The organism is Microbacterium sp. Root180, assembly GCF_001428485.1.
Lineage (GTDB): Bacteria > Actinomycetota > Actinomycetes > Actinomycetales > Microbacteriaceae > Microbacterium.
Genome location: NZ_LMHS01000001.1, coordinates 139135 through 152858, shown reverse-complemented (window position 1 = coordinate 152858; position 13724 = coordinate 139135). Strand labels below are relative to the sequence as shown.

Genomic DNA, 13724 nt, shown 5'->3' with positions numbered 1-13724 from the left:
GCCGGTCTTTCGGCGTCATCGGCCGAAGACGGATCTCTCCAGGCGGGCGCCGTAGTCCTCCGGATGCCATGCGCGCTCGATCGTCGCCAGCCACAGGCCCTCGCGCAGCACATGCGCCTCGGCGGTCTCGCCCGAGGTCCGCGTGCAGCGGACGATGCCGTCGCCCGCGGCGCAGGCGAACCCCTGGCCGCGGAGTGCCGCCTCCCCGAGCCCGGAAGCCTCCGGCGCGATCGCCGAGAGCGTCGAGACAACGCCGCGCCCGTCGCGATCGGTCCATGCGCACGACACGCGCACCTGAGGCGCCAGCACTTCGCCGAGGGCCGGCACTTCGGTGGGCGGGGCGTCGAACGACTGGTCGAGGATCGTGCGACCCTGCCAGGTCATCTCGTTCCAGAGGCTGTTGGAGTACAGGGCGCGGCAGTCGAGCGCGTCGCCGGCGAGAGCCGCGCGGGCGGCGGTGTCGCCGGCGGACGGCGCCGGCTGCGGATTCGTCGCGTTGCGCAGCATCTCGCCGGTCCACGCGACGGTGACGGGAACCATCGGCAGCGACATCCAGACCAGCGCGGCGACGATCGCCGCGCAGATGATGCCGACGGGCGCCGCGATCCACGAGTTGCGCCCACTCACGCGTGCCATGGCCCCCACCACCTTCCTGCTCCACGGTACGTCGGGATGGACGGATGCCTCCGCAGGGCGCGCACGAACCACGAAGGGCCCCGGGATGTCCCGGGGCCCTTCGTGTGTCAGTCGGTCAGCGTCTAATTGTAGTTGCCGCTGAAGTCGCCGTCGGAGGAGAAGCTGTCGAAGTCGACGTAGCTCAGGTCGGCGTCCGAGTAGGCGCCGTCCGAGGCGAAGATGCGGTTGGGGTACCGCTCGCTCTTGGCCTCCTCCGTCGCCTCGACCGAGACGTTGCGGTACTTCGCAAGTCCGGTTCCGGCGGGGATGAGCTTTCCGATGATGACGTTCTCCTTGAGGCCGACGAGCGGGTCGCTCTTGCCCTCCATCGCCGCCTGGGTGAGGACGCGCGTCGTCTCCTGGAACGACGCGGCCGACAGCCACGACTCCGTCGCGAGCGACGCCTTCGTGATACCCATCAGCTCCGGACGGCCCGACGCGGGACGCTTGCCCTCGCCCACGGCCTCGCGGTTCATGTTCTGGTAGCGCTTGAAGTCCACCAGCTCACCCGGCAGCAGCGTGGTCTCACCGTGGTCGACCACGGTCACCTTGCGCAGCATCTGACGGACGATGACCTCGATGTGCTTGTCGTGGATCGGCACACCCTGCGAGCGGTAGACGCCCTGGACGCCGTTGACGAGGTACTTCTGCACCTCGCGGGCACCCATGACGCGCATGACCTCCTTGGGGTCGAGCGTGCCGACCTGCAGGGGCTGACCGACGGTGACGTGCTGTCCGTCCTCGACCAGAAGCGTCGCGCGCTTCAGGACCGGGTAGACGTGCGGCTCGTCGCCGTTGTCGGGCGTGAGGATGACCTTCTTCGACTTGTCGGTCTCGTCGATCGTGATGCGTCCATCGGACTCGGCGATCGGCGAGGCGCCCTTCGGGGTGCGAGCCTCGAACAGCTCCTGCACGCGGGGAAGACCCTGCGTGATGTCGTCTGCCGACGCCGACCCACCGGTGTGGAAGGTGCGCATCGTCAGCTGCGTGCCGGGCTCACCGATCGACTGGGCCGCGATGATGCCGACGGCCTCGCCGATGTCGACGATCTTGCCGGTCGCGAGCGAACGGCCGTAGCACTTCGCGCACACGCCGACGGCCGAATCGCAGGTGAGGACCGAGCGAACCTTGATGCTCTCGACGCCCGCCTCGACCAGCTTGTTGATGAGCACGTCGCCCACGTCGTCGCCTGCCGCCGCGAGGACCTCGCCCTTGGCGTTGACGGCATCAGCCGCCAGCGTGCGGGCGAACACCGAGTTCTCGACGTTCGGGTCCTTCACGAGGACGCCGTCCGCACCGATCGTCGCGATCGGAAGCTCGAGGCCCTTGGTCGTTGCGCAGTCCTCCTCGCGGATGATGACATCCTGCGAGACGTCGACGAGGCGTCGCGTGAGGTAGCCCGAGTCGGCCGTACGGAGGGCCGTGTCGGCCAGACCCTTGCGGGCACCGTGCGTCGCGATGAAGTACTCCGCCACCGACAGACCCTCGCGGTACGAGGAGATGATCGGACGGGGGATGATCTCACCCTTGGGGTTGTTCACCAGGCCTCGCATACCCGCGATGTTGCGGATCTGCAGCCAGTTACCACGAGCACCCGACGACACCATGCGGTTGATGGTGTTGTCCTCCGGGAAGTTGTCGCGCATCGCCTTCTGGACGGCGTCGGTCGCCTCGGTCCAGATCTTGATGAGCTCCTGGCGACGCTCGGAGTCGGTCGTGAGACCCTTCTCGAACTGCGCCTGGACCTTCGCGGCCTGCTTCTCGAAGCCGCCCACGATCTCGGCCTTGTTCGGCGGGGTGAGGATGTCGCTCAGCGCCACCGTGACACCCGAGCGGGTAGCCCAGTAGAAGCCGGCGTCCTTGATGCGGTCGAGCGAAGCCGCGACCTCCACCTTCGGGTACTCCTCGGCGAGCTTGTTGACGATCTGCGACAGCTTGCCCTTGTCGGCCTGCTCGCGAACGAACGGGTAGCCCTTGGGGAGCGTGTCGTTGAAGATCGCCTGGCCGAGCGAAGCATCCACCAGTCCGTGGCGCTCGTAGCCCTCGGGGGCTTCGCCCTCGAGGAACGTGAGACCGGGCACGCGGATGCGGACCTTGGCCTGCAGGTCGAGGGTGCCCTCGTCCTTGGCCAGGATCGCCTCGCCGACCGAACCGAACACGCGACCCTCACCGGCGGCGCCGGCCTTGACCGTCGTCAGGTGGTGCAGGCCGATGATCATGTCCTGCGAGGGCAGGGTCACCGGACGGCCGTCCGACGGCTTGAGGATGTTGTTCGAGGCGAGCATCAGGATGCGGGCCTCGGCCTGGGCCTCGACCGACAGCGGCAGGTGCACGGCCATCTGGTCGCCGTCGAAGTCCGCGTTGAAGGCGGCGCAGACGAGCGGGTGCAGCTGGATGGCCTTGCCCTCGACGAGCTGCGGCTCGAACGCCTGGATGCCCAGACGGTGGAGCGTGGGCGCACGGTTGAGCAGCACGGGGCGCTCGCGGATGATCTCCTCGAGCACGTCCCACACCTCGGGACGCGTGCGCTCGACGGCACGCTTGGCGGCCTTGATGTTCTGCGAGTGACCGAGGTCGATCAGGCGCTTGATCACGAACGGCTTGAACAGCTCCAGCGCCATCTGCTTGGGCAGACCGCACTGGTGCAGCTTGAGCTGGGGTCCGACGATGATGACCGAACGGCCCGAGTAGTCCACGCGCTTGCCGAGCAGGTTCTGACGGAACCGGCCCTGCTTGCCCTTGAGCATGTCGGACAGCGACTTGAGCGCACGGTTGCCCGTGCCCGTCACGGGTCGACCGCGGCGGCCGTTGTCGAACAGCGCGTCGACAGCCTCCTGCAGCATCCGCTTCTCGTTGTTGACGATGATCTCGGGGGCACCGAGGTCGATCAGACGGCGGAGGCGGTTGTTGCGGTTGATCACGCGGCGGTACAGGTCGTTGAGGTCGGAGGTCGCGAAGCGGCCACCGTCCAGCTGCACCATCGGGCGCAGCTCCGGCGGGATCACCGGGACGACGTCGAGCACCATCGAGGCCGGGCTCATGCCGGTCTGCAGGAACGAGTTGACGACCTTCAGGCGCTTGATCGCACGGATCTTGCGCTGGCCCTTGCCCTCGGAGATCTGCAGGTGCAGGCTCTCGGACTCGGCCGCGAGGTCGAACGCCTCGAGGCGGCGCTTGATCGACTCGGCGCCCATGTGGGCCTCGAAGTACTGACCGAAGCGGTCCTGGAGCTCGTGGAAGATCTCGTCTTCGCCCTTGAGCTGGCCGACCTCGAGCGTGCGGAAGTCCTCCCACACCTTCTCGAGACGGATGACCTGGTCGTCCGCGGACTTGCGGATCTGGGCCATCTCCTTCTCGGCGGCGTCCTTGACCTTCTTCTTCTGGTCGGCCTTCGCGCCTTCCTCCTCGAGCACGGCGAGCTCCTCCTCCAGCTTCTGGAGGCGGGCCGCGACGCGCGAGTCGCGACGGTCGGCCAGCGTCTTCAGCTCGAGGCGGATGTTGTTCTCCTGCGTCGCGAGGTCGCGGTGACGCGCGTCCTGGTCGACGGAGATCACCATGTACGCGGCGAAGTAGATGACCTTCTCGAGGTCCTTCGGCGCCATGTCGAGCAGGTACCCGAGGCGCGAGGGCACGCCCTTGAAGTACCAGATGTGGGTCACGGGAGCGGCGAGCTCGATGTGGCCCATGCGCTCACGACGCACCGAGGACTTGGTGACCTCGACGCCGCAGCGCTCGCAGACGATGCCCTTGAAGCGGACGCGCTTGTACTTGCCGCAGGCGCACTCCCAGTCGCGGGAGGGTCCGAAGATCTGCTCGCCGAAGAGGCCGTCCTTCTCCGGCTTCAGCGTGCGGTAGTTGATCGTCTCGGGCTTCTTGACCTCGCCGAAGGACCAACGACGGATGTCGTCAGCGGTGGCCAGGCCGATGCGAAGCTGTTCGAAAGTGGTTGATTCGAGCACTAGTTCTCAGTTCTCCTGTATCGGAATTCTGTATCGGACCCGGCGGCTTAGATCTCGTCGATCGACGAGGACTCGAAGCGGCTGGAGATGTTGATGCCGAGCTCCTCCGCAGCGCGGAAGGCGTCGTCGTCGGTGTCGCGGAGGTTGACAGGCGTGCCGTCGGCCGAGAGGACCTCGACGTTCAGGCAGAGCGACTGCATCTCCTTCATGAGCACCTTGAAGGACTCGGGGATGCCGGGCTCCTGGATGTTCTCGCCCTTGACGATCGCCTCGTAGACCTTGACGCGGCCGAGGATGTCGTCGGACTTGATCGTGAGGAGCTCCTGGAGCGCGTATGCGGCGCCGTAGGCCTCGAGGGCCCACACCTCCATCTCACCGAAGCGCTGACCGCCGAACTGCGCCTTACCACCGAGCGGCTGCTGGGTGATCATCGAGTACGGGCCCGTCGAGCGCGCGTGGATCTTGTCGTCCACGAGGTGGTGCAGCTTCAGGATGTACATGTAGCCGACGGAGATCGGAGCCGGGAACGGCTCGCCGGAGCGGCCGTCGTACAGCAACGTCTTACCGGTCGAGTCGATCAGGCGCTCGCCGTCGCGGTTGGGCGTCGTCGAGTCGAGCAGACCCGCGATCTCGGCCTCGAACGCACCGTCGAACACCGGGGTGGCGACCTTGGTGCCCGCGGGGGCCTCGAACGCCTGCTTCGGCAGCTGGGCGGCCCACTCGGGCGTGCCCTCGACCTTCCAGCCCTGCTTCGCGATCCACCCGAGGTGGAGCTCGAGCACCTGGCCGAAGTTCATTCGACCGGGGATTCCGAGCGGGTTCAGCACGACCTGGACCGGCGTGCCGTCCGCGAGGAACGGCATGTCCTCGACGGGGAGGATCTTCGCGATGACGCCCTTGTTGCCGTGACGGCCGGCGAGCTTGTCGCCCTCGGTGATCTTGCGCTTCTGGGCGATGTAGACCACGACGCGACGGTTGACGCCCGAGCCGAGCTCGTCGTCGCCGTCCTCGGCGTTGAACTCCTTGACGGCGATGATCGTGCCCTGCTCACCGTGGGGAACCTTCAGCGACGTGTCGCGCACCTCGCGGCTCTTCTCGTTGAAGATCGCGCGGAGCAGGCGCTCCTCGGCCGACAGCTCGGTCTCGCCCTTGGGCGTGACCTTGCCGACGAGGATGTCGCCGGGGCGAACCTCGGCGCCGATGCGGATGATGCCGCGCTCGTCCAGATCCTTCAGCAGGTCGGGGCTCACGTTGGGCAGATCGCGCGTGATCTCCTCCTTGCCGAGCTTCGTGTCACGGGCATCCACCTCGTACTCCTCGATGTGGATCGAGGAGAGGGTGTCGTCCTTCACGAGGTCCTGGCTGAGGATGATGGCGTCCTCGAAGTTGTGACCCTCCCACGTCATGAACGCGACGAGGAGGTTCTTGCCGAGCGCCAGCTCGCCGTTCTCGGTCGCAGGACCGTCGGCGATGACCTCGCCGGCCTCGATGCGCTCGCCCGCCGAGACCACGACGCGCTGGTTGTACGACGTGCCCTGGTTGGAGCGGTCGAACTTGCGCAGGAAGTAGTCCTGGGTGCCGCCCTCGTCGAGCTGCACGGTGACCACGTCGGCCGAGACCTCGAGCACCACACCGGCCTTGTCGGCCGTGATGACGTCACCGGCGTCGATGGCTGCGAAGCCCTCCATACCGGTGCCGACGACCGGCGACTCGGAGCGGAGGAGCGGCACGGCCTGGCGCTGCATGTTCGCACCCATGAGGGCGCGGTTGGCGTCGTCGTGCTCGAGGAACGGGATGAGCGAGGTCGCCACCGACACCATCTGGCGCGGCGAGACGTCCATGTAGCCGATCTCGTCGGCGTGGAAGAGGTCGACCTCGCCGCCCTTCTTGCGCGCGAGGACGCGGTCCTCGGTGAAGTGACCGTCGGCCTTGAGCGGCGCGTTGGCCTGGGCGACGATGAAGTCGTCCTCCTCCGACGCGGTCAGGTAGTCGATCTGCTCGGTGACCTTGCCCTTGACGACCTTGCGGTACGGCGTCTCGATGAAGCCGAACGCGTTGATGCGCGCGAACGACGCGAGCGAGCCGATGAGGCCGATGTTCGGGCCTTCCGGGGTCTCGATCGGGCACATGCGGCCGTAGTGCGACGGGTGGACGTCGCGGACCTCGACGCCTGCGCGCTCACGCGACAGACCGCCGGGGCCGAGGGCCGACAGGCGGCGCTTGTGGGTCAGACCCGCGAGCGGGTTGTTCTGGTCCATGAACTGCGACAGCTGCGACGTGCCGAAGAACTCCTTGATCGCGGCGACGACGGGGCGCACGTTGATCAGGGTCTGCGGCGTGATCGCCTCGATGTCCTGCGTGGTCATGCGCTCGCGGACGACGCGCTCCATGCGCGACAGACCGGTGCGGACCTGGTTCTGGATGAGCTCGCCGACCGCACGGATGCGACGGTTGCCGAAGTTGTCGATGTCGTCGATGTCGAGGCGGATCTCGGCCGGCTTGCCGCCGCGGATGCCGTCGAAGGTGACGTCGCCGCGGTGCAGGCGGACGAGGTACTTGATGGTCGCGACGATGTCGTCGACCGTCAGCACCGAGTCGCTCAGCGGCTTGTCGAGGCCCAGCTTCTGGTTGATCTTGTAGCGACCGACCTTCGCGAGGTCATAGCGCTTCGAGTTGAAGTAGAAGTTGTCCAGCAGCGCGCGGGCGGCCTCGGCGGCGACCTGCTCGCCCGGACGGAGCTTGCGGTAGATGTCGCGGAGCGCATCTTCCTTCGAGATGATCGTGTCCTTCGACAGGGTCTCTTCGATCGACTCGTAGCCGGCGAACTCCGCGAGGATGTCCTCGCTGGTCAGGCCGAGGGCCTTGAGGAAGACGGTGACCGACTGCTTGCGCTTGCGGTCGATGCGCACGCCGACCTGGTCGCGCTTGTCGATCTCGAACTCGAGCCACGCACCGCGGCTGGGGATGACGCGCGCCGAGACGATGTCCTTGTCGGATGTCTTGTCGGCGGTCCGGTCGAAGTAGACGCCGGGCGAACGGACGAGCTGCGACACGACGACGCGCTCCGTGCCGTTGATGATGAACGTGCCCTTGTCGGTCTGGAGCGGGAAGTCGCCCATGAAGACCGTCTGCGTCTTGATCTCACCGGTCTGGTGGTTCATGAACTCGGCCTCGACGTAGAGCGGGGCGGCGTACGTCTTGCCGCGCTCCTTGCACTCCTCGATGGAGTACTTCTCGGGCTCGAGGTACGGGTTCGTGAACGAGAGCTGCATGGTCTCGCTCAGGTCCTCGATCGGCGAGATCTCCTCGAAGATCTCCTCGAGGCCGCTGATCTCGGGGACATCCGAGCGACCGGCGCTCTTGGCCTCGGCGACGCGTGCCTTCCACGCGTCATTGCCGACCAGCCAGTCGAACGACTCGGTCTGAAGCGCCAGCAGGTCGGGGACCGTCAGCGTGTCGGAGATCTTGGCGAACGAGAGGCGGGAAGCTCCGCGGCCGTTCTTGTGGGTGGTGGTGGCGTTGCGCGCAGCAGCCAAGGGGATTACCTCCGTGGGCCCGGGTGAGGGGCACGTTTCCTTGTCGTCAGGGTGGAGTGCTCAGTCGTCGTCCCCGATTGCCCGCGCGCCACGCCTCGCCGATGAAGGGAGGGGGCGCAGGCACAGCCGACCACCATATGAGGGCAGGGGGAATCCAAGAGCGCAAGGACCTACTATACGCCGGATGGCGCGCCGTGTCCAGCGGCGTCCTTGACGACCTTCGGATGCTGCGGTATAACCGCGCCCGGCCGCGGACGGGCGCTGAGAAATCGGTGATGGCGAGAGCGACTGGGGTGCAGCACCCCGCGATCCGCACCCCCGACCAGCGGATCCGGGTGTTCGTCAGCTCGACCCTGCGCGAGCTCGCCGACGAGCGTCGCGCCGCGCGCGGGGCGATCGAGGCGCTGCGACTGGCGCCGGTGATGTTCGAGCTCGGGGCGCGCCCGCACCCGCCGCGCGCGCTGTACCGGTCCTACCTGGATCAGAGCGACGTGTTCGTCGGCGTCTACGGCGAGAGCTACGGGTGGGTCGCGCCGGGCGAGGAGATCTCGGGGCTCGAGGACGAGTACCGCCTCGCGCCGCCGGAGATGCCGAAGCTGATCTATCTGCGCGAGAGCGCCACCCGCGACGAGCGCCTGCAGGCTCTCGTGCACCTGATCCAGGACGACGACACCGCGTCGTACAAGTCGTTCGCGAGCCCGGCGGAGCTGGCCGAGCTCGTCGAGGCGGATCTCGCGGTGCTCCTCGCCGAACGATTCGACGCCTCGCGCGCCGTCGAGACCGCGCCCCGCGCGGAGACGCCCATGCCCGCGGCGTACAGCCGCATCATCGGGCGCGAGCGCGAGGTCGCCGAGGTGGTCGGGCTCCTCACCTCGGGCGAGCATCGCGTGGTGACGCTGCTCGGTCCCGGCGGGATCGGCAAGAGCCGGCTCTCGCTCGAGGTGGCAGCGGCCGCCGGCCCCCACTATCCCGGCGGCACGGTCTTCGTCGGACTCGAGAACGTGTTCGAGCCTCGGCTGCTGCTGCCCACGATCGCGTACGCGCTCGGCATCCGCGACGGGGGCGACCTTGCCGTCGAAGACCGGCTCGCCCTCGCCCTCGCGTCGCGACGCGTGCTCCTCGTGCTGGACAACTTCGAGCAGCTGGTGGATGCCGCCGCTCAGCTCGTCCGCCTGTACACCCTCGCGCCCGAGGCGTCGTTCCTGGTCACGAGCCGGGCCGTGCTGCGCGTGCGCGGCGAGCGGGTCTACGACGTGCCGCCCCTGCCGACCGCCGACGCAGATGCGCCCGATTCGGTGTCGCGCGCAGCGTCGTCGCCGGCGGTGGAGCTGTTCGTCGAGCGTGCGCGGGCGGTGAAGCCGGACTTCGCGCTGACCTCCGCGAACACGCCGTCGGTCATCGCGCTGTGCCGGCAGCTGGACGGGTTGCCCCTGGCCATCGAGCTGGCTGCGGCGCGCATGCGTCTGCTCACCCCCGACGCGGTGCTTTCGCGACTGCACGGATCGACCTCCGTGCTCGGGGATGCTGCGCGCGATCTTCCGCAGCGGCAGCGCACGCTGCGCTCGACGATCGAATGGTCGGCGGGGCTCCTCGCGGAGCACGAACGCGCGATGCTGCGCGATCTCGGCGTGTTCTCCGCCGGGTTCACGCTGGACGCTGTCGAAGCGGTGGCACCCGGGCGCCCGTGGGCCGAGCGCCCTGTCGACGCCCTCGAGGCGCTCGTGGACAACTCGCTCCTGTCACAGTCCGAGACCGACGGCGAGGCCGTCTTCACCATGCTCGTGATCGTGCGCGAGTACGCCGTGGAACGGCTGCGCGAGGCGGGCGACGAGCAGCTGCTGCGCGACGCCCACGCGGCCTATTTCCTCGACCTGTCGGGCCGCGCGGCTCCGCTGCTGGGGGGTGTCGACCAGCGGGGGGCAACGCGTCGGCTCGACCTCGAGCGCGGCAATCTCCGCACCGCGGTGCGCCACCTCACGGCCTCGGCGAACGCGGACGATGCGACTGAGATCGCGTGGCGCCTGTACATCTACTGGTGGCTGCGCGGGTACTTCTATGAGGTCCGGGTGTGGATGGAAGAACTCCTCGCCGCCGTGCCGCACATGTCCGCGCGCGCCCGGGCGGTGGCCCGCTTCTTCTTCCTGTGGTCGGAGATGTGGCGCACCGATCAGCGCGAGGGCATCGTCGCCGGACTCCGGGAGTCCGCCGAGCTGTTCCGCGAGAGCGGTGACGAGTTCGGCCAGACGTTGGCCGAGGCGACGGCCGGGCTCGCACGCATCACGATGGGCGACCCCGACGTCGCGTCGACGTATGCCGATCTGCAGCGCTGCGCACGGCTCTTCCATGAGCGCCGCGATCGCTGGGCGGAGACCCTGACGCTGATTGCACTCGGGCGCCTGGCGTGGGCGCTCGACGACGCCGACGGTGCGGCTGAGCGATTCGCCGAAGCGGCCGCTGCCGCCCGGGACGGTGGCGGGATCTTCGGCCTGTCGGTCGCCACCCACCACCTCGCGCGCGTGCGCCTGCTGGCGGGCGAGACGGATGCCGCGGCCTTCGGGTTCACCGAGGCCATGCGCATGTCGATGGAGCTCGACCACGACGAGGGCATCGCGTACGCCATCGAGGGGCTGTCGGCGGTCGCCTCGCTGCGCGGCGACGTCGAGCAGGCGGCGGTGCTCGCGGGCGCCGCCGCGAACACCCGCGAGCGACTGACCATGTTCGACGCTCCGCAGTTCGTGTTCCACCTCCGCTATCTCGCGGCGGCGGGCGGAGAAGACGAGGTCGTCGCCGCGGCGCTCGCGCGCGGACGCTCGCTGTCGGCCTCCGAGGCGGCCGCGTACGCGCTCGCGCACGTGCCGGCGCTTCCGCGAGCGGACGACTCCCGTGCGAACAGTGATGGCGAGAGCGGTCCCATGACTGGGGTGCAGCACCCCGCGATCCGCACCCCCGACCAGCGGATCCGGGTGTTCGTCAGCTCGACCCTGCGCGAGCTCGCCGACGAGCGTCGCGCCGTCAAGAGCGCCATCGAACGGATGCGGCTCGCCCCGGTCATGTTCGAACTCGGCGCCCGCCCCCACCCGCCCCGCGAGCTCTACCGCTCCTACCTCGCCCAAAGCGACGTGTTCATCGGCATCTACGGCTCCTCCTACGGCTGGGTCGCCCCCGACGAAGAGATCTCCGGCCTCGAAGACGAATACGACCTCGCCCCCCGCTCGATGCCCAAACTCATCTACATCAAGAACACCGACCACCGCGACGACCGCCTCAACGACCTCATCACCCGCATCCAGACCGACGACACCGCCGCCTACCTCCACTTCCACTCCCCCGACGACCTCGAAGACCAGGTCGCCGACGACCTCGCCATGATCCTCGCCGAACGCTTCGACGAATCGCGCATGGTCGAGGACCCCGACCCCGAGGCATCCGCGTCCGCACTGGTCGCTCGCGTCCCGGTGCCCTACACGACGACGATCGGACGCGAGGGCGACATCGCCCGGGTGCGGGATCTGCTCGCCCGGGCCACGGACCGGGTCGTCAGCCTCATCGGCCCAGGAGGCATCGGGAAGAGCCGGCTCGCGATCGAGACGGCGCTCGCGACCGAGGACCTCTTCCCAGACGGCACATACTTCGTGCTCCTCGAGGGCGTGCTCGAGACCGGCCTGCTGCTCCCGACGATCGCGTACACCCTCGGCATCCGCGACAACGGGGAAGCCGAGCTCGAGGAGCGGATCTCTCACGCCCTGGCCGATCGCAAGGTGCTCGTGGTGCTCGACAACTTCGAGCAGATCGTGGATGCCGCGCCCGTCCTGGTGCGCCTGTACACGGTCGCCCCGACGGCGACGTTCCTCGTCACGAGCCGCATCGTGCTGCGCATCCGCGGAGAGCGCGTGTTCGAGGTGCCGACGCTCTCGACCCCACCGCGGGACGCTCCTGCGAGCCTGGATCGCTCGACGCGGTCCGCGGCCGTCGCCCTGTTCGTCGACCGTGCGCAGGCCATCAAGCCCGGATTCGACGTGACCGAGGAGAACGCCGCCGACCTCGCCGCGATCTGCCGGCGCCTGGAGGGCCTGCCGCTGGCGATCGAGCTGGCCGCGGCCAAGGTGCGCATCCTCACGCCTGCGGGGATCGCGGACCGTCTCGAGCAGAGCCTGCCGCTGCTCACGGCGGCGGTGCGCGACCTGCCCGAACGCCACCGGACGATGCGCGCCACCATCGACTGGAGCGTGAGCCTGCTGCCCGAATGGGAACGCGAGCTCCTCGAGGACCTCGGCGTCTTCGCCACCCGCTTCACGCTCGATGCCGTGGAGGCGATCGGCGTGGGACGGTCGTGGGAGGGGCGCGAGATCGACGGACTCGCCGCGCTCGTGGACGGGTCGCTGGTGAAGCAGACCGAGATCGGCGGACGCGCGGTCTTCTCCCTCCTGGCCATCGTGCGGGAGTACGCACTCGGGCGGCTCAAGGCCCGGGGCGAAGCGGATCGCGTGAGGGCGGCGCACGCCGACTACTACTTCGAGCTCGTCCGGAAGATCGCCCCGGGCCTCGGCGGGAAGGACCAGGCCGACGCGGTCGTGCAGCTGGGACTCGAGCTGCCCAACCTGCGCGCGGCCGTGCGGCATCTCGTGTACACCGACCGTCTCGACGACGCCGGCGACTTCGCATGGAGCCTGCTCATCTACTGGTGGATCTCGGGCTTCTTCGCCGAAGTGCGCGTGTGGATGCTGGAGCTCCTGGAGAAGCAGCACGACCGCCCGATCACGCAGCACACCCGGGCCGTCGCCTGGTTCCTCGCACTGTGGGGCGAGATGTGGCAGCGCCCCAGCGCACAGGTCGTCGCGGGCCTGGGTGAGTGCGTGCGCCTGTTCACGGAGAGCGGCGACGAGGATGCCGCGGCCATGGCGCTCGCCGCGCGCGCGACCGCGCGCGTCCAGCTGCGCGACCCGAACGCGGGGAAGGCCGCGAAGGAGCTGCGCAAAGCCGTCGCGAAGCTGCGCGAACTCGGCAACGGCTGGGCCGAGGCGATCACGGAGGTGTCGCTCGGGCGCCTCGCCTGGGTCCGCGGCGACACCGACGAGGCGCTCGCCCACTTCGACCGCGCGAAGGAGATCGCCTCGGCGCGCGGCGACCTCTTCACGACCTCGGTCGCCGGCAACCTCTGGTCGAGGCTGAGCTTCCAGCTCGGGCGCCTCGACGAGGCCGAGGACGAATTCGTCCGCACTCTGCTGCTGTCGGTGCGCCTGCACTACGAGGAGGGCGTCGCCTACGGACTCGAGGGCGTGTGCGGGGTCGCCGCTGCGCGCGGGGAGGCCTGGCGGGCGGCGGCGCTCGCCGTCGCGGCGGGCGTCATCCGGCGCCGCATCGGCATCTTCGACGCCGAGGCGTTCACGGTCCACACGCCGTATCTCGACATCCTGCGCGGAAAGGAGGCCGAGAGCGTCGCCGCCGGCGAGGCCGCCGGCGGCGAGATGCGCGTGGCCGAGGCTGTGCTCCTCGCTCTGCCGCCGTCCCACCACGCCGAGGTCGAGGAGGCCTTGCGCCACTGGTGAGGGGTGAC

Annotated in this window: 4 protein-coding genes; 1 reads left to right on the top strand and 3 read right to left on the bottom strand. The window is 68.8% G+C overall.

The window, feature by feature from the left end:
- Nucleotides 1-15: 15 nt before the first annotated feature.
- The 3 genes from ASD93_RS00685 to rpoB all read right to left on the bottom strand — a co-directional run bounded on the left by ASD93_RS00685 (nucleotide 16) and on the right by rpoB (nucleotide 8170).
- Complete coding sequence (locus ASD93_RS00685; RefSeq protein WP_056117632.1) at nucleotides 16-636, bottom strand: hypothetical protein; 621 nt, start codon at nucleotides 634-636, stop codon at nucleotides 16-18.
- A gap of 122 nt (nucleotides 637-758) precedes the next feature.
- Entirely contained in the window at nucleotides 759-4634 is a 3876-nt protein-coding gene (gene rpoC, locus ASD93_RS00680; protein ID WP_056117630.1) for a DNA-directed RNA polymerase subunit beta', read from the bottom strand.
- Nucleotides 4635-4681: 47 nt separating this feature from the next.
- A complete protein-coding gene (gene rpoB / locus ASD93_RS00675) occupies nucleotides 4682-8170 on the bottom strand; it encodes a DNA-directed RNA polymerase subunit beta (protein WP_056117627.1) in 3489 nt (1162 codons plus the stop codon).
- 275 nt (nucleotides 8171-8445) lie between these two features.
- Between rpoB and ASD93_RS00670 the strand changes: the two genes are divergently transcribed.
- Nucleotides 8446-13716 carry a DUF4062 domain-containing protein gene (locus ASD93_RS00670; protein WP_162253376.1) on the top strand — a complete coding sequence of 1757 codons (5271 nt, stop codon included), beginning with the start codon at nucleotides 8446-8448 and terminating at the stop codon, nucleotides 13714-13716.
- Nucleotides 13717-13724 lie beyond the last annotated feature (8 nt).

Bases quoted from the DNA above. Each gene is read 5' to 3' on its own strand.
- ASD93_RS00685 (WP_056117632.1), bottom strand. From the start codon at position 636: ATGGCACGCGTGAGTGGGCGCAACTCGTGGATCGCGGCGCCCGTCGGC.
- ASD93_RS00670 (WP_162253376.1), top strand. From the start codon at position 8,446: ATGGCGAGAGCGACTGGGGTGCAGCACCCCGCGATCCGCACCCCCGAC.